Genomic DNA, 15,023 nt, shown 5'->3' with positions numbered 1-15,023 from the left:
TGCTGCCTTGCTGTCGTGCCGAGCAACACGCGAAGCCCGCGCATTGCTTCAAGTATGAACCACGCCGGGCGCAGGGTTGTTGCCCGTTCTTTGGGCACCACCTGGATAGTGACATCAACGTTGCTGCCGGCTGCGCGAAACGGGTGCCGTCGTGCCTGCGTGCAGCGGGGTTCCGCGTCGTCAGCACCCGCACTGACCAGCGGTGACCGCCTGCCGGCCGGCCTGAAAGACAAGGCGCGTTGTGACGATTCTTACGGGAATCTGTTCGGCGCATGACGATCGATATCGTCGGCAGGCCTGGAAGCGGCAACGCGTGTGCATTCACGGCGTTCGGTGTGCCCCGGCGGCGGGATGTCTCGGCGTGTTGCCACCCTGAGTGCACACGCGACGCCGTCACTGCACACGCGGCCGGACTGAGGCCGGTGCCGGAACTGCTACACGCCGCGCCGCATCGGCATCTGGATCACCACACCGCCGCCGCAATCGACCGCGTAGTGGGCCAGCCACCGGCCGACCGAACCACCGGCCTCGATGAAGTGCGTCCACTTGCTGACCGCGGCGGTGGCCGCGGGGTAGCTGGAAAACCGCCCGAGCGACACGTCGCGCCCGTCGTCGCCGACCAACTCGTAACTGGTGTAGTCGCGCACCCGGTGCTCGACGATCGTCAGCATGGTGTCGTTGACTTCCCGGCTCCACACCGCTCGCGATTGCGCCTCGGCCTTGCGGCCGGCAAGCGTCGCCACCGCTTCAAATGCGAGGTCTTCGTAGACGGCCTCGGCCAACCTCTCGACGGACATTTCTGCAGCTCCTTCGCGTAGTACAGGCGGCCGGCCTATGCGATTGAGTATGGACCTGCAAACGGCTGCGCGGGGATTTAGAACAGGCGTGTCGCCATGGTGTAGTGGGATCGTGACTATTGTTACCAAAATGAAATCTTTCGCCCGGGGCAATATTGCGACCGGGGATCGCCCGAAAAGGGCATGAGGCCAACGGATCACCGCACCCGCGCCTGCTCTTCGGCAACCACCCACACCCCCACCGAAGCTCTGGATTCGCTTGCGGTAGAGCGGGTTTCGCTTCTTATCGCCAGCCGGCGGGCAGGTCGATGACGTGATTAGGGCAGAAATCCTGGGTCGCCAGCGAGATCACGTTTCGGGCCTCGCCGGCCGTCATCTTGGCGCGCAACACCATGAAGGCGTATTCGGCGGGCTGATAGCCCAAATCGTGGCCGGCGGGATCATCCATCAGCTGACACGCCTCTTGTTCCTGGTTCGCGTCGGCATGAGCGGCACCGGCGCCACATAGCGACGCCGCGCAGACCAAGGTGGCGACCGCGGCTATGGCCCTCATTGGTTTCTTGCGGTCATCAGTCGCTCGACGTATTTGGCGATCACGTCGACTTCGAGGTTCACCTGGGTGCCGACCGGGGCGGCACCCAGGGTGGTCAGCTCCCGGGTGGTCGGGATCAGCGAGACCTCGAACCAGTCCCGCGGCTGCGCGCCGAGGCCGGAGACCGTCAACGAAATCCCGTCGACGGTGATCGACCCCTTCTCGACGACATAGCGGGCGACGGCGGCGGGAATCTCGATGCGCACCACTTCCCAGTGCTCCGACGGAGTGCGGGCCACCACCTGGCCGGTGCCGTCGACGTGCCCCTGCACGATGTGCCCGCCGAGCCGGCTGTTGACCGCGGCGGCGCGCTCCAGGTTGACCCGCTTGCCGACCTGCAACCCGCCCAGGTTGGACCGGTCCAGGGTCTCGGCCATCACGTCGGCGGTGAATTGACCGTCGGCGAGCAGCTCGACGACCGTCAAGCACACGCCGTTGACGGCGATCGAATCCCCGTGGCCGGCGTCGGCGGTGACGACGGGGCCGCGGATGGTCAGGCGGGCGGCGTCGGCGAGCATGTCGCGGCCGGTGACCTCGCCGAGTTCCTCGACTATTCCGGTGAACATTCCATCAGGCTAATTCGCCGGCGCTTTGCCTGGTGGGCGGCCACGACCGACGCGCGAAACGCCCTCGTCGCGGGGCCGGACAGACCCCGCGTTCCGGAGTCCGCTCATCCCGCTCCTCTACGATGCACGGTATGCAGACACGCCGCCGACTCACGGCCGTCCTCGCTTCCCTGACCCTCGCCACCGCCCTGATCGCGGGCTGCTCGTCGGGTTCGAAGAACAGCGGCGGCCCGTTGCCCGACGCCACCACGCTGGTCAAGCAGTCCGCCGACGTCACCAAGACCGTCAAGAGCGTGCACCTGGTGCTGTCGACGCAGGGCAAGATTCCCGGACTGCCGATCAAGAAGCTGACCGGCGACCTGACCACCGTCCCCAGCACCGCCGCGTCGGGCAACGCGCAGCTGTCGATGGCGGGCTCGGACATCGACGCGAACTTCGTGGTCTACGACTCGGTGCTCTACGCCACGCTGACCCCGAACAAGTGGAGCGACTTCGGTAAGGCCTCCGACGTCTACGACGTCTCGGTGCTGCTGAGCCCGGACGCCGGCCTGGGCAACATGCTGGCGAACTTCACCGACGCCAAGGCCGAGAGCCGCGAAACGATCAACGGCCAGAGCACCATCAAGATCAGCGGGAAAGTCGCCCCGGACGCGGTGAACAAGATCATCCCGAGCCTGGCCGCCTCGCAGCCCGTGCCGGCCACCGTGTGGATTCAGGAGAGCGGCGACCACCAGCTGGTGCAGGCCAACCTGGAGAAGAGCCAGGGCAACTCCGTCGAGGTGACGCTGTCGGACTGGGGTAAGCCGGTCACGGTCACCAAGCCCCCGGTGAGCTGATGAGCATGCGAGCAGGACGCGGAATCGCGATCGGCGCGGGCAGCCTCGCCGTACTGCTGGGCGCGTTGGACGCCTATGTCGTCGTGACGATCATGCGCGACATCATGAGCGACGTTCACATCCCGATCAACCAGCTGCAGCGCATCACCTGGATCATCACGCTGTACCTGCTGGGCTACATCGCCGCGATGCCGCTGCTGGGTCGGGCGTCCGATCGCTTCGGCCGCAAGCTGGTGCTGCAGATCAGCCTGGCGCTGTTCATCGTCGGCTCGGTCATCACCGCGCTGGCCGGCCATTGGGGCGACTTCCACCTGCTGGTCGCCGGCCGTACCGTCCAGGGCATCGCCAGCGGCGCGCTGTTGCCGGTCACGCTGGCCCTGGGCGCCGATTTGTGGGCGCAGCGCAACCGCGCCAGCGTGCTGGGCGGCATCGGTGCCGCGCAGGAGCTCGGCAGCGTGCTCGGTCCGCTCTACGGGATCTTCATCGTCTGGTTGTTCCACGACTGGCGCTACGTGTTCTGGATCAACGTGCCGCTGACCCTGATCGCGATGGTGATGATCCAGTTCAGCCTGCCGGCGCACCAGCGCGCCGAGGAGCCGGAAAGGGTCGACGTGGTCGGCGGCGTGCTGCTGGCCGTCGCGCTGGGCCTGGCGGTCATCGGCCTGTACAACCCGGCGCCCGACGGCAAGACGATCCTGCCCAGCTACGGGTTGCCGCTGGTGATCGGCGCCGTGGTGGTCGGGGTGGTGTTCATCCTCTGGGAACGTTTCTCCCGCACCCGGCTCATCGAACCCACCGGGGTGCACTTCCGGCCGTTTTTGGCCGCGCTGGGCGCATCCGTGGCCGCCGGTGCCGCGCTGATGGTGACCCTGGTCAACGTCGAGCTGTTCGGCCAGGGCGTGCTGCAAATGTCCCAGACGCAGGCCGCCGGTCTGCTGCTGTGGTTTTTGATCGCGCTGCCGATCGGGGCGGTGGTGGGCGGATTCATCGCGACCCGGATCGGCGACCGCGCGATGACGTTCATCGGGCTGCTGATCGCGGCCTACGGGTACTGGCTGATTCACTACTGGCGGATGGACGTGATGACCCAGCATCACGACCTGTTCGGCGTCAGCCTGCCGCTGGTCCACACCGACCTGCTGGTGGCCGGCCTGGGCCTCGGGCTGGTGATCGGCCCGCTGACTTCGGCCGCGCTGCGGGTGGTGCCGTCGGCCCAGCACGGCATCGCGTCCGCGGCGGTCGTGGTGGCCCGGATGACGGGCATGCTGATCGGCGTCGCGGCGCTGAGCGCCTGGGGGCTGTACCGGTTCAACCAGATCATCGCGGGGCTGTCGGCGCAGATCCCGCCCGACGCGACGCTGCTGGAACGCATCGCGGCCCAGGCCACCCTGTACCTGAAGGCGTTCGCCCTGATGTACGGCGACATCTTCGCGGCCACCGTCGTCATCTGTGTGGTGGGCGCACTGCTGGGTCTGCTGCTCGGCAGCCGCAAGGAACACGCCGAGGAGCCGGAAATCGCCGAGCAGGAGACGGTGTCACTCGGGGAGCGCTAGCTGCGCTGCGGCACCAGGCTGAGCAGCAGATCCGGCCCGACTCGATCGGCGCCGTCGAAGCGCCACCGCAACGCCCGGGTGATCGTCGACACGCCGACGTCGCCGACCGCGGTGATGGGTCCACCCAGCAGGATCGGCGCGACGTAGGTCAGGATCCGGTCGATCGCCTCTTCCCGCAGGAACGCACTCGCCAGGGTGGGACCGCCCTCCAGCAGCACGTCGGTGCGGTCCGAGAGCGCCTTGAGTACCTCCAGTGGGTCGCGGGTGCGAATCACCATGGTGCGCGAATCGTCGTTGAGAACCTTTGCCTCGGAATGAATTTCGCGCATCCCGACCACAACGCGCAGCGGTTGCTTCTCCGCCAGCGAGCCGTCGGGCAGCCGGGCGGTCAGCGCCGGATCGTCGGCCAGCACGGTGCCGGTCCCAACGACGATCGCGTCGGCGGCGGCGCGGCGGCGGTGTAAGTCCAAACGCGCGGCCTCGCTGGAGATCCACCGGCTGGTGCCGTCGGCGGCGGCGCTGCGGCCGTCGAGGCTGCTGGCGTATTTCCATGTCACATGGGGCAATCCGGTCCGCTGCTTGTGCAGCCACTCGCGCAGCGGTCCGCCGGTGACCTCCTCGGCCAGCACGCCGGCCGTCACCTGCACGCCCGCTTCCGAGAGCCGGGCCGCGCCGCCCGCCGCGACCTCGTTCGGATCGGTCACGGCGTAAACGACCGTCCGCACGCCGGCGTCGATCAGCGCGTTCACGCACGGCGGCGTCTTGCCGTAGTGATTGCACGGCTCCAGCGTGACCACCGCGGTTCCCCCGGCCGCCAGGGCGCCGGCCCGGCGCAGCGCCAGCACCTCGGCGTGGTCGCCGCCGGCCGGCTCGGTGCCCCCGACGCCGACGACCCGGCCGTCCGGATCCAGGATCACCGCCCCGACCGGTGGATTCGGGTAGGTGCTGCCCTTGACCAGATTCGACTGTTCGATAGCCAAACGCATTGCGGCGTCGAGGTTCTCGACAGCTGCGACACTCACTGCCGTAGATGCGGCGACGCGGCGCCGGCCTGGCGTCGCAGCGCCGCGATCGCGGCCTCCGGGTCGGCCGCGCCGTAGACCGCCGAACCGGCGACGAAGCAGTCGACCCCGGCCTCGGCGGCCTCCTCGATCGTGTCGGCATTGATGCCGCCGTCGATCTCGACCAGGATCGTCAGCTCCCCCGCGTCGACCATCTTGCGCACGATGCGGACCTTGCTCAGCACCTCCGGGATGAAGCTCTGGCCGCCGAAGCCGGGCTCGACCGACATGATCAGCAGGGTGTCGAACTGCGGCAGGATCTCCAGATACGGCTCCAGCGGCGTTCCCGGCTTGACGCTGATCCCGGCCTTGGCGCCCGCGGCCCGGATGTCGCGGGCCACCCCGGTCGGATTCTCGGTCGCCTCGGCGTGGAACGTGACGTTGTAGGCGCCCGCCTCGGCGTACGGCGGCGCCCACCGGTCCGGGTTGTCGATCATCAGGTGGCAGTCCATCGGAATGCGCGTGGCGGCCAGCAGGCTCTCCACCACCGGCAGCCCGATCGTCAGGTTGGGCACGAAGTGGCCGTCCATCACGTCGACGTGCAGCCAGTCGGCGCCGGTCACGGCCGCCGCCTCGTCGGCGAGCCGGGCGAAATCGGCGGCCAGGATCGACGGGGCTATCAGGGGTCCACCGGTGCTGCCAGCCATGTGCGCCACATTACTGAGGGTCACCAAGGCGGCGCAGCCGCGGCGGCGCTCAGGTCTGTCGTGTCGCCGGGGCGCTACCCCGCTACGCGGCGCAGCGCCGCGGCGCTCAGGCCTGTCGTGTCGCCGGGGCGCTACCCCGCTACGCGGCGCAGCGCCGCGGCGAACATGGCGTCGGTGCCGTGCCGGTGCGGCCACAGCTGCACATGGAGTCCCGCACCGAGCTCGGCGGGCGCGAACAGCGGCCGGGTATCCAAGGCCTGCACCGGATAACGGCGCAGCGCGTCGGCCACCACCCCCACCGTTTCGGCCAGATGCGGCGAGCAGGTCGAATAGAGCACCACGCCGCCGGGGCGGGTCAGCGCGATCGCGGCGGCCAGCAGTTCGCGCTGCAGCTTGGCCAGCGCGGGCACATCGGACGGCTGCCGGCGCCACCGCGCCTCGGGGCGGCGCCGCAAGGCACCCAGCCCGGTGCAGGGCACGTCGACGAGCACCCGGTCGAATCCCGGCTCGAGGCCGGTCTGACGCCCGTCGACCCGCACCACGTCCACGTCGAGCCCACGGGTGTTCTCGACGACCAGATCCGCGCGGCCCGACGCCGGCTCGACCGCGGTGACCCGGGCGCCGCGCTCGCCGGCCAGGGCGGCCAGCAGCGCGGTCTTGCCGCCCGGACCGGCGCACAGGTCGAGCCAGCGACCGGTGTCGTCGTCGACGGACGCCGACGTCAGCGCGCGGGCCACCAACTGGCTGCCCTCGTCCTGCACCAGCGCCCGGGCCTCGCGCACCGGCGCCAGCTGTCCCGGGTCGCCGCCGGGCAGGTACACCGCATACGGCGAGTAGCGGCCGGGCGTGCCACCGACGGCCTCGGCCAGCGCCGCCGCGTTCAGGACGCCCGGGCGCGCGGCCAGGTGCACCTGGGGTCGCTCGTCGTCGCTGGCCAGCACCGCGTCGAGTTCGCCGGCGTCGGCGCCCAGCGCGTCGGCGAAGGCCTGCGCGATCCAGCGCGGGTGGGCGTGCACGAACGCGGCGTGCCCGATCGGATCGCGCGCCGGATCGGGGGCCAGCTCGGCGACCCAGGACCGCTCGTCGCGCCCGGAGATGGTTCGAAGCACGCCGTTGACGAAACCTGCTCGGGCCGAGTCGAATTCGATCCCGGCCTGTTCGACGGTGGTCGACACCGCGGCGTGCGCGTCGACCCGGGTGCGCAGCAGTTGATAGGTGCCCATCCGCAGCAGATCCAGCAGCACCGGGTTGATCGCCTCCGGCGGGCGTCCGGCGGCCGCGCCGATGACCGCGTCGAGCAGGCCGCGGGTGCGGCAGGTGCCATAGGTGAGCTCGGTGGCGAACGCCGCGTCGCGTCCGGTGATGCCCCGATCGCGCAGCAGCGCGGGCAGGGCCAGGTTCGCGTACGCGTCGCGCTCGCTGACCGCGCGGAGCACCTGAAAGGCGGCGGCGCGGGCCGGATCCAGTGGCTTGCGCCGTTTGGGCGGCCGGCGCTGTTTCGGGGCCGGGCTCATGAGGCCCGTGCGGCGGCGTCGAGCCGGGCGCCGCGCGCCCAGTCGACGGCGTTCATGAGTTTCTTACCGGGGGGCTGAATCTGGCCCAGCCGCACCGGTGCCGAGCCGGTACCGATCCGCACGTTCTTGCGGTCCACCTGAATTACGCCGGGCGGCAACGACACGCCAGCATCCGCGTCGATCTGCACCGGTCCCAGTTTGATCCGCAGGTCGTCGATCATCGTCCAGGCCCCCGGGTTGGGGGTGACCGCGCGGATCCGGCGCTCGACCACCGCGGCCGGCAGATCCCAGCGCACCCGGGCCTCCTCGACGGTGATCTTCGGTGCGATGCTGACGCCGTCGGCCGGTTGCGGTTGCGGCGTCAGGGTCCCGTCGGCAATGCCGTCCAGCGTGGCCGACAACAGCGCCGCACCCGAAATGGCAAGTCGCTCAAGCAGATCGCCCGCGGTATCGGTCGGTCGGATCGTCTCGGTCACCACGCCGTAGACGGGTCCGGAGTCCAGGCTGGGCTCGATCCGAAACGTCGTCGCCCCGGTGATGGCGTCGCCCGCGGCGATGGCGGCCTGCACGGGCGCCGCGCCGCGCCAGGCCGGCAGCAGCGAGAAGTGCAGGTTGATCCAGCCGCGCGGGGGCACCGCGAGCAGGGCGTCGCGCAGCAGCGCACCGTAGGCCACCACCGGGCAGCAGTCCGGGGCGAACGCGGCCAGTTCGGCGACGAACTCCGGCGAGTTCGGCCGCGAGGGCCGCAGCACCGGGATGCCGCGGTCGAGCGCCTCGCGGGCCACCGGTGACGGTTCCGGCTTGCCGCGGCGCCCGGACGCGGCATCGGGCCGGGTCAGCACCGCGACGACCTCGTGGCCGGGCGCCTCGATCAGACGGCGCAGCGCGGGCAGCGCGGGTTCGGGGGTGCCGGCGAAGACGAGACGCACCGGCACAGTCTATGAAGCGCCGGATCCGGCCCGGCCGCGCGAGCCGCCGGCCGGCAGATAGTTGCCTATGTATACTATTGCTATTACATATAGTTGTGCCGGCGACAACGAAGTCGGGTGCGCAGCTCTTTCCCACTCCCCAGGAGGACTGATGACTCTCGACGTGACCGTCCCCGAATACCTTGCGGCGACCCACCGCGCCATGTGGGCCCTCGGCGATTACCCGCTGATGGCCGAGGAAGTGATGGCGCCATTGGGCCCGATCCTGGTGTCCGCCACCGGTATTGGGCCCGGTGTCCGAGTCCTCGATGTCGCCGCCGGCTCGGGCAATATCTCGCTTCCCGCCGCCGGGACGGGTGCCGCCGTGGTGTCCACCGACCTCACGCCGGAACTGCTGCAACGGTCCCGGGCGCGGGCGGCGGCGCAGGGGCTCACGCTGGAGTACCGGGAGGCCAATGCGCATGCGCTGCCGTTCGGCGACGGCGAGTTCGACGTGGTGATGTCGGCGATCGGCGTGCAGTTCGCGCCGAACCATCGGCTCGCGGCCGGTGAGCTGGTGCGCGTCTGCCGGCCCGGCGGCACGATCGGCCTGATCAGCTGGACCCCGGAAGGTTTCTTCGGCCGCATGCTGGCCGCCATCCGGCCCTACCGCCCGAGCCTCTCACCGGCCGTGCCACCGGCGGCGCTGTGGGGACGCGAACGCTACCTCGCCGGGCTGCTGGGCGAGCGGATCGGTCGGGTGACCGCGGTGCGGGGCATGTTGGACGTCAACCGATTCGACTGTGCCACAGCGGTTCACGACTACTTCAAGAATCACTACGGCCCGACCATCGAGGCCTACGCGAACATCGGCCACGACCGGGTGCTGGCCGCCGAACTCGACGCGCAACTCGTCGAACTCGCCGCGGAGTATCTGACCGACGGCACCATGCGCTGGGAATACCTACTGTTCACCGGGGAAAAGCGCTGAGGCCCCGGCCGGTCAGAGCTCGATGTCCAGGTTGGCGTCGGGCTCTCCGCCGGCCACGGTGAAGGCGGTCAGCGCCCGCACCAGGCCGTGGCGCTCCGCCACCGGCATCTTTTCCACGATGGCGGCGATCTCCGCTCGCCGGTAGGAGGTGACGCGTCGCACCACCTCACTGCCACGCTTGGTCAGGGCGGCGATCAGCTCACGCCGGGACGTCGGGTGCGGCAGCCGATCGATCAGCCCGGCGGCGACGAGCCGGTCGACCATGCGTCCGGTGGCCGACGGTTGCACGCCCAGCAGGCTGGCCAGCGTGGCCAGGTTGACCGGTCCCCGGTTGGACAGGATCACCAGGGTGCGAAACTGCGCCATGGTGATGTTCTCGTCGACCTGCCCGATCGACCGGGCCGACAGGCTGACCAGCAACCGCGACGCGGTGAGCAACGCGTCGGTGATGGCATCGAGCGACTCGCCGGCCTCCATCATGTTGTCCGTGGACATCCCGGCCCCCTTTCCAGGGCCCGTTCCGGGCCGCCGCGGGCTAAAGCACTGGCAGTGCACGGCCTACGAATGTCGTAGAAAGGCACTATTGCTCATGCATACTATCGCTGCGGTAGGCGATCTGCGCAGCCGATTGGAAAATTGCTGCCCGGTCGGTGCAACGCGGCGGCTGGCCGATGTGCGGCGGGTCCAGCCGCATCGACTGGGAGCATCGCAACAGTTCAGAGGCATGATAGCAGCACGGGTCACCGGTCGCGCGCGAGGAGATTGCGCCCGCTGGTCCCGATCTAGCCAATTTGCGGGGGGTCGATCTGCACCCGGGCGGGTTCGTGGGTTTGCCGGGCGCTGAGCACTCCGACGCCGCGTCGCAGGCTCGCCGCCAACTCCAGGCCCTGCTCGCGACGGACCCGCACCAGCATCCGGATCACCGGCACGCCCGCCGGGGTGCCCGGCGGCCGACGCACGCCCGGCGGCAGGCCGACCGGGCCGAGCTGCTCGGCACCGTCGGGCAGGGCCGCCTCGTCGAGCAATGCCGTCACCGCTTCGGTGCTGCCGTCGATGGCCGCCATGTGCACACTCGGCGGCAACCCGACCTCGGCGCGTGCCGTCAGGTCGGCGTCCGCATGGCCCACCGGATCCCATCGGATCAGCGATTGCACGGTGGGAATGGATGATTCGGCGATCACCGTCACCACGCCGCCGTCGCCGCGGGGCCGCACCAGCGCCGCGGCGCTCATCCAGCGCCACAGCGCGTCCTCGGCGGCGCGCAAATCCTGACGGCCCAATAGTGCCCAGGTGTCCAGCAGCAGCGCCGCGCCGTAGCCGCCCGCCGCGCGGGGTTCGGCGCCCGGCGTGGCCACCACCAGGGCCGGGTGTGCGGCGACCTCGGCCACGATCGCATCGCCCGCCGAGGTGATGACCTGGGTGCCGGCGAAGGCGCGGCCCAGCTCCTCGGCGGTGCGCCGGGCCCCGACCACCACCGCGCGTACCGCATCCGACCCACACCGCGCACACCGCAACGCGGGCTCGGCACGTCCGCACCACCCGCACACCGCCCCGGGGCCCCGCTCCCGCGGCGACTCGGTTAGTGAGAGGGGCCCCGTGCAATGCCGGCACCGGGCGATGGCGCGGCAACGCCCGCAGGCCAGCGACGGCACATAACCGCGGCGCGGCACCTGCACCAGCACCGGCGCCCCCGCCTCGAGCGAGGAGCGGGCGGCGCGCAGCGCGATGGACGGAATCCGCGCCGAGCGCGCCGCCGGGTCGCGTTCGTCGGCGTAGCCGGTGTCGTCGAGGGCGACCACCCGGGGCGTGCGGGCCCGCACCACGGGCCGCGTCGCGACGATGTCGTGCGCCCAGCCGCTGCGCACCAGGGCGTGGGCCTCGGCGGTGCGGGCGTAGCCGCCGATCAGCGCGGCGCACCGGGCCTGATGCGCGCGCAGCATCGCCACCTCCCGGGCATGCGGGTAGGGCGCCCGCGGCTCGGCCAGGCTGTCGTCGGCGTCGGACCAGACCAGGACCAGCCCCAGGTCGGCCAGCGGCGCGAAAACCGCACTGCGCGTACCGATCACCAGCCGCGCCTGGCCCCGCAGCGCCGCCAGCCAGCGCCGGTAGCGCGCGGCCGGTCCCAGGCCCGCCGACAAGGCGACCACGCTGCCCTCGTCGATCCGGACGGTCGCGGCCGCCCACAGCGCGTCCAGGTCCCGCTGGTCGGGCACGATCGCCAGGGCCGAACGCCCGGCGCGCACGGTCTGCGCCGCGGCCTCGGCGAACCGGTCCGCCCACTGCTCCCCCGGCAGCGCCTGCCAGACGGCACGCGCGGCCCGCGACTCGGCCAATGCGGTCAGGAATTGGTCGCCGCGGCCGTACCCCTCCCAGCCGGACGGGTCGATGGGCGCCACCTCCGGCGGCGGCCCGGTCGCGGTGGATTCCCGCTCCACCCTGGCGTGCCGGGCCGGGATGGCCAGCCGCAACACGTCCGCGCGGGTTCCGGCGTAACGCGCCGCGACGGCGTCGACGAGCCGGCGGATTTCCGGGGTGAGCACCGGTTCGGCGGACACCACGCGGTCCAGCCAGCCCAGCTTGCCGAGGTGGTCGGTGTCGTTGCGCCGCTCCAGCACGAACCCGTCGACCAGCCGGCCGTGGAACCGGACCCGCACCCGCACGCCGGGCTGCGCGTCGTCGGATTGCTCGGCCGACACCAGATAGTCGAACTCGCGGTCCAGGTGCGGCACCGACAACATCGGCAGCACCCGGGCGATCGGTTCGACCTCGACGGGTGTGCCCGCGCCGCTCACCGCACCCTCGAGTCACCAAAGATGTTGCCAGTCAACATGATTACCATCCGTGGCCACAGCGTAGCGGTCACCACCGACAGTCAGCCTTCGGCAGGCTCGCGGTCATTGTCAGCGGCGGCCTCGTCTCGACCGAAGAAGAACCCCGCCGTGATCAGGATCAGCGCCGCGGAGTAGAGCCACCAGATCGGCACCGCCAGCGCCTCGTGGCCCAGGATGAAACGGCTGATCGCGATCATCGCGTCCGAGGCCATGAAGCACACCGCCCCCACCGGCACCCAGATCGTCGGCAGCCGCGCCGCAATCGCCGTGCACGCCATCGCGGTCAGCACGATGACATACACCGTCACCGGGAGCGTCAGGTTCTCAGCACCCAGGTGCGGCCAGAACCACACCAGCAAGGCGATTGCCGCCACGCACAGCCCCGCCATGACCGCGATGCGAACTCGCGACAGCGACTCCTTGACCACCAACGGCGCCAGCGCGCCGATGATGCACAGGTGCGCGCACAGAAATGCCGCCAGCCCCAAGACGAACGACATGGTCCACCACGGGATCGCCAGCAGCCAGTCGCCGGTGGCCGACAGCAGCATCGCGGGCATCAGCCAGCGCCGCTCGCTGACGATTGGATGCGCGCACGCGGCAACGGTCAACAGCAAGGCCATCAACGCCTTGAACGGCGGCTGCAACAGCCAGTGCCCGGTGAGCTCGGTGCCCGGCGGGGATTGCACCGCGACGACGGTCAAGAACACGCCGTAGCCGATACCCGCCCAGCAGGCTGCCACCCAGCAGCCGGCCAGCACGCGGGGTGCGTACGGTACCTCCATGCCCAGCTTCGACAAAGCCGACGAGAAACCTCCTATCGACCCCATCTTGCTGAAGGTACTCGACGCGGTTCCGTTCCGGCTATCCACCGACGACGGCATCGATGCTGCGCGCCAGCGGTTCCGCGATCTGCCACGCCGGGCGGTGCACCCCGAGCTGCGCGTCGAGGATCGCACCATCGAAGGCCCCGCCGGTGCCATCGCCATCAGGATCTATTGGCCGCCAACCGATTCCGGCGACGCCACGCTGCCCGTCGTCGTCTACTTCCACGGCGGCGGCTTCGTGATCGGCGACCTGGACACTCACGACGGCACCGCCCGTCAGCACGCGGTGGGCGCCGACGCGATCGTGGTGTCCGTCGACTACCGGTTGGCGCCCGAGCATCCGTATCCCGCTGCCGTCGAAGACGCTTGGGCCGCAACGCTGTGGGTGGCCGAGCACGGCGCGGAGCTCGGCGCGGACACCGCCCGGCTGGCCGTCGCCGGGGATTCGGCGGGCGGCAACATCGCGGCGGTGGTCGCTCAGCAGAGCCGCGACGAGGGCGGACCGCCGATCGTGTTCCAGCTGTTGTGGTATCCGTCGGTGCTGTGGGACCAATCGCTGCCGTCGTTCGCCGAGAACACCAGCGCGCCGATTCTCGACACCCGGGCCATCGCGCAGTTCTCCCGTTGGTACGCAGGCGATGTCGACTTGTCCAACCCGCCGGTCCGCATGGCGCCGGGGCGGGCGACGAACCTGGCCGGCCTGCCGCCGGCCTACATCGGCGTCGCCGGCTACGACCCGCTGCGCGACGACGGCATCAGCTACGGCAAGCTGCTGGCCGCCGCGGGCGTGCCCGCCGAGGTGCACAATGCCGAGACGATGGTGCACGGCTACCTCGGCTATGCGGGCGTGGTTCCCGCCGCCACGGCCGGGTCGGAGCGGGGGCTCGCCGCGTTACGGGATGCGCTGTACAGGTGAACAACAGGCGTACGGTGGACGAATGATTGAGCCCGCCGGCGCCCGTCCCGAGATCGACCCGACGCTCAAGGCGTTGCTCGATCTGTTCCCGCAGGGGTTCAACGCCGACGACGGGGTCGCGCCTGCCCGCGAGCGGCTCAAAATGCTCAAGGTCCCCCCGGAATTGTTGCCGGACCTGCGGATCGAAGACCGGACGATCGGTCATGGCGACCTCGTCGACATTCCGGTTCGGATCTACTGGCCGCCCACCCCGGCCGAGATCTCACCCGTCGTCGTGTTCTTCCACGGCGGCGGCTTTTGTCTGGGCGACCTGGACACCCACGACCACGTCGCCCGCGCGCACGCGGTCGGCGCCGAGGCCATCGTGGTGTCGGTGGGTTACCGGCTGGCGCCGGAGCACCCGTACCCCGCCGGGGTCGACGACGCGTGGGCCGCGCTGCGGTGGGTCGGCGCCCACGCCGCCGACCTCGGCGGCGACCCGAGCCGCATCGCGGTGGCCGGGGATTCCGCGGGCGCCAACCTGGCCGCCGTGATGGCGGTGCTGGCCCGCGACAACGCCGGGCCGCAGCTGGTGTTCCAGCTGCTCTGGTACCCGGTGGTGACCGCCGATCTTTCGCTGCCGTCGCACACCGAGAACGCCTTCGCCCCGATCCTGGACCGCGAAACGATCGAGGCCTTCCTGGCCTGGTACATCCCCGACGTCGACGTCGCCGACCCCACGGTGCTGCCCGTCACGCTCGCACCGGCCAACGCCGATTTGTCGGGTTTGCCGCCGGCCTTCATCGGGACCGCCGAGCACGACCCGCTGCGCGACGACGGGGCGCGCTACGCCGAGCTGCTCAACGCCGCGGGCGTTCCCGCCGAGCTGAGCAACGAGCCGACGCTGGTGCACGGCTTTGTCAACTTCGCCCCGGTGATCCCCGCGGCCGCGGCGGCCGCCGACCGCGGCTTGACGGCGCTGCGGAAGGCGCTGTACCCCTAGCA

15 protein-coding genes are annotated in these 15,023 nt (G+C 70.6%); 5 read left to right on the top strand and 10 right to left on the bottom strand.

What is annotated here, in order from left to right; all coding sequences use genetic code 11:
* Positions 1–434: 434 nt before the first annotated feature.
* The 3 genes from BN973_RS12930 to BN973_RS12920 form a co-directional block, all read right to left on the bottom strand.
* Complete coding sequence (locus BN973_RS12930) at positions 435–797, bottom strand: hypothetical protein (protein ID WP_036468607.1); 363 nt, start codon at positions 795–797, stop codon at positions 435–437.
* A gap of 283 nt (positions 798–1,080) precedes the next feature.
* Entirely contained in the window at positions 1,081–1,350 is a 270-nt protein-coding gene (locus BN973_RS12925) for a hypothetical protein (RefSeq protein ID WP_036468606.1), read from the bottom strand.
* Positions 1,347–1,955 (bottom strand): riboflavin synthase, encoded by a 609-nt coding sequence (locus BN973_RS12920; RefSeq protein ID WP_036468604.1) that lies wholly within the window; start codon positions 1,953–1,955, stop codon positions 1,347–1,349. Before BN973_RS12920 ends, BN973_RS12925 begins: the two co-directional genes overlap by 4 nt.
* A 131-nt stretch (positions 1,956–2,086) precedes the next feature.
* Between BN973_RS12920 and BN973_RS12915 the strand changes: the two genes are divergently transcribed.
* On the top strand, positions 2,087–2,791 hold the full coding sequence (locus BN973_RS12915; protein WP_036468602.1) for an LppX_LprAFG lipoprotein: 705 nt from the start codon (positions 2,087–2,089) through the stop codon (positions 2,789–2,791).
* A 5-nt stretch (positions 2,792–2,796) separates the two neighbouring features.
* Positions 2,797–4,344 (top strand): MFS transporter, encoded by a 1,548-nt coding sequence (locus tag BN973_RS12910; RefSeq protein ID WP_139830224.1) that lies wholly within the window; start codon positions 2,797–2,799, stop codon positions 4,342–4,344.
* Here the strand turns inward: BN973_RS12910 and ribD are convergent.
* The 4 genes from ribD to fmt all read right to left on the bottom strand — a co-directional run bounded on the left by ribD (position 4,341) and on the right by fmt (position 8,495).
* On the bottom strand, positions 4,341–5,366 hold the full coding sequence (gene ribD / locus BN973_RS12905; RefSeq protein WP_036468599.1) for a bifunctional diaminohydroxyphosphoribosylaminopyrimidine deaminase/5-amino-6-(5-phosphoribosylamino)uracil reductase RibD: 1,026 nt from the start codon (positions 5,364–5,366) through the stop codon (positions 4,341–4,343). The genes BN973_RS12910 and ribD overlap by 4 nt on opposite strands.
* Positions 5,363–6,052, bottom strand: coding sequence for a ribulose-phosphate 3-epimerase (gene rpe, locus BN973_RS12900; RefSeq protein WP_036468597.1), 690 nt, complete (start codon positions 6,050–6,052; stop codon positions 5,363–5,365). The genes ribD and rpe overlap by 4 nt, the downstream gene beginning before the upstream one ends.
* 131 nt (positions 6,053–6,183) lie before the next feature.
* On the bottom strand, positions 6,184–7,566 hold the full coding sequence (locus tag BN973_RS12895) for an RsmB/NOP family class I SAM-dependent RNA methyltransferase (RefSeq protein ID WP_036468596.1): 1,383 nt from the start codon (positions 7,564–7,566) through the stop codon (positions 6,184–6,186).
* Positions 7,563–8,495, bottom strand: coding sequence for a methionyl-tRNA formyltransferase (fmt, locus tag BN973_RS12890; protein ID WP_036472353.1), 933 nt, complete (start codon positions 8,493–8,495; stop codon positions 7,563–7,565). Before fmt ends, BN973_RS12895 begins: the two co-directional genes overlap by 4 nt.
* Before the next feature lie 151 nt (positions 8,496–8,646).
* Here fmt and BN973_RS12885 point away from each other — a divergent pair, with 151 nt between their 5' ends.
* On the top strand, positions 8,647–9,465 hold the full coding sequence (locus BN973_RS12885; protein ID WP_036468595.1) for a class I SAM-dependent methyltransferase: 819 nt from the start codon (positions 8,647–8,649) through the stop codon (positions 9,463–9,465).
* Between the two features lie 12 nt (positions 9,466–9,477).
* On the opposite strand, the gene BN973_RS12880 is transcribed toward BN973_RS12885, so the two are convergent.
* The 3 genes from BN973_RS12880 to BN973_RS12870 form a co-directional block, all read right to left on the bottom strand.
* A complete protein-coding gene (locus BN973_RS12880; protein WP_036468593.1) occupies positions 9,478–9,960 on the bottom strand; it encodes a MarR family transcriptional regulator in 483 nt (160 codons plus the stop codon).
* A 287-nt stretch (positions 9,961–10,247) separates the two neighbouring features.
* The gene (locus BN973_RS12875; RefSeq protein WP_036472352.1) at positions 10,248–12,203 is read right to left on the bottom strand and encodes a primosomal protein N'; all 1,956 of its coding nucleotides are present in this window, start codon (positions 12,201–12,203) and stop codon (positions 10,248–10,250) included.
* Between the two features lie 134 nt (positions 12,204–12,337).
* The gene (locus BN973_RS12870) at positions 12,338–13,081 is read right to left on the bottom strand and encodes a lysoplasmalogenase (RefSeq protein ID WP_036468592.1); all 744 of its coding nucleotides are present in this window, start codon (positions 13,079–13,081) and stop codon (positions 12,338–12,340) included.
* Here BN973_RS12870 and BN973_RS12865 point away from each other — a divergent pair.
* Complete coding sequence (locus BN973_RS12865; RefSeq protein WP_036468591.1) at positions 13,080–14,039, top strand: alpha/beta hydrolase; 960 nt, start codon at positions 13,080–13,082, stop codon at positions 14,037–14,039. The two genes, BN973_RS12870 and BN973_RS12865, sit on opposite strands and share 2 nt — an antisense overlap.
* A gap of 22 nt (positions 14,040–14,061) precedes the next feature.
* Positions 14,062–15,021, top strand: coding sequence for an alpha/beta hydrolase (locus tag BN973_RS12860; RefSeq protein ID WP_036468589.1), 960 nt, complete (start codon positions 14,062–14,064; stop codon positions 15,019–15,021).
* Positions 15,022–15,023: the final 2 nt, after the last annotated feature.

This window comes from Mycobacterium triplex (assembly GCF_000689255.1).
Lineage (GTDB): Bacteria > Actinomycetota > Actinomycetes > Mycobacteriales > Mycobacteriaceae > Mycobacterium > Mycobacterium triplex.
The sequence above is the reverse complement of the archived record's forward strand: the minus strand, read 5'-3'. Positions and strand labels throughout refer to the sequence as shown.

Bases quoted from the DNA above. Each gene is read 5' to 3' on its own strand.
- BN973_RS12930 (WP_036468607.1), bottom strand. From the start codon at position 797: ATGTCCGTCGAGAGGTTGGCCGAGGCCGTCTACGAAGACCTCGCATTT.
- BN973_RS12925 (WP_036468606.1), bottom strand. From the start codon at position 1,350: ATGAGGGCCATAGCCGCGGTCGCCACCTTGGTCTGCGCGGCGTCGCTA.
- BN973_RS12920 (WP_036468604.1), bottom strand. From the start codon at position 1,955: ATGTTCACCGGAATAGTCGAGGAACTCGGCGAGGTCACCGGCCGCGAC.
- BN973_RS12915 (WP_036468602.1), top strand. From the start codon at position 2,087: ATGCAGACACGCCGCCGACTCACGGCCGTCCTCGCTTCCCTGACCCTC.
- BN973_RS12910 (WP_139830224.1), top strand. From the start codon at position 2,797: ATGCGAGCAGGACGCGGAATCGCGATCGGCGCGGGCAGCCTCGCCGTA.
- rpe (WP_036468597.1), bottom strand. From the start codon at position 6,052: ATGGCTGGCAGCACCGGTGGACCCCTGATAGCCCCGTCGATCCTGGCC.
- BN973_RS12895 (WP_036468596.1), bottom strand. From the start codon at position 7,566: ATGAGCCCGGCCCCGAAACAGCGCCGGCCGCCCAAACGGCGCAAGCCA.
- BN973_RS12885 (WP_036468595.1), top strand. From the start codon at position 8,647: ATGACTCTCGACGTGACCGTCCCCGAATACCTTGCGGCGACCCACCGC.
- BN973_RS12880 (WP_036468593.1), bottom strand. From the start codon at position 9,960: ATGTCCACGGACAACATGATGGAGGCCGGCGAGTCGCTCGATGCCATC.
- BN973_RS12875 (WP_036472352.1), bottom strand. From the start codon at position 12,203: ATGTTGTCGGTGCCGCACCTGGACCGCGAGTTCGACTATCTGGTGTCG.
- BN973_RS12865 (WP_036468591.1), top strand. From the start codon at position 13,080: ATGCCCAGCTTCGACAAAGCCGACGAGAAACCTCCTATCGACCCCATC.
- BN973_RS12870 (WP_036468592.1), bottom strand. From the start codon at position 13,081: ATGGAGGTACCGTACGCACCCCGCGTGCTGGCCGGCTGCTGGGTGGCA.
- BN973_RS12860 (WP_036468589.1), top strand. From the start codon at position 14,062: ATGATTGAGCCCGCCGGCGCCCGTCCCGAGATCGACCCGACGCTCAAG.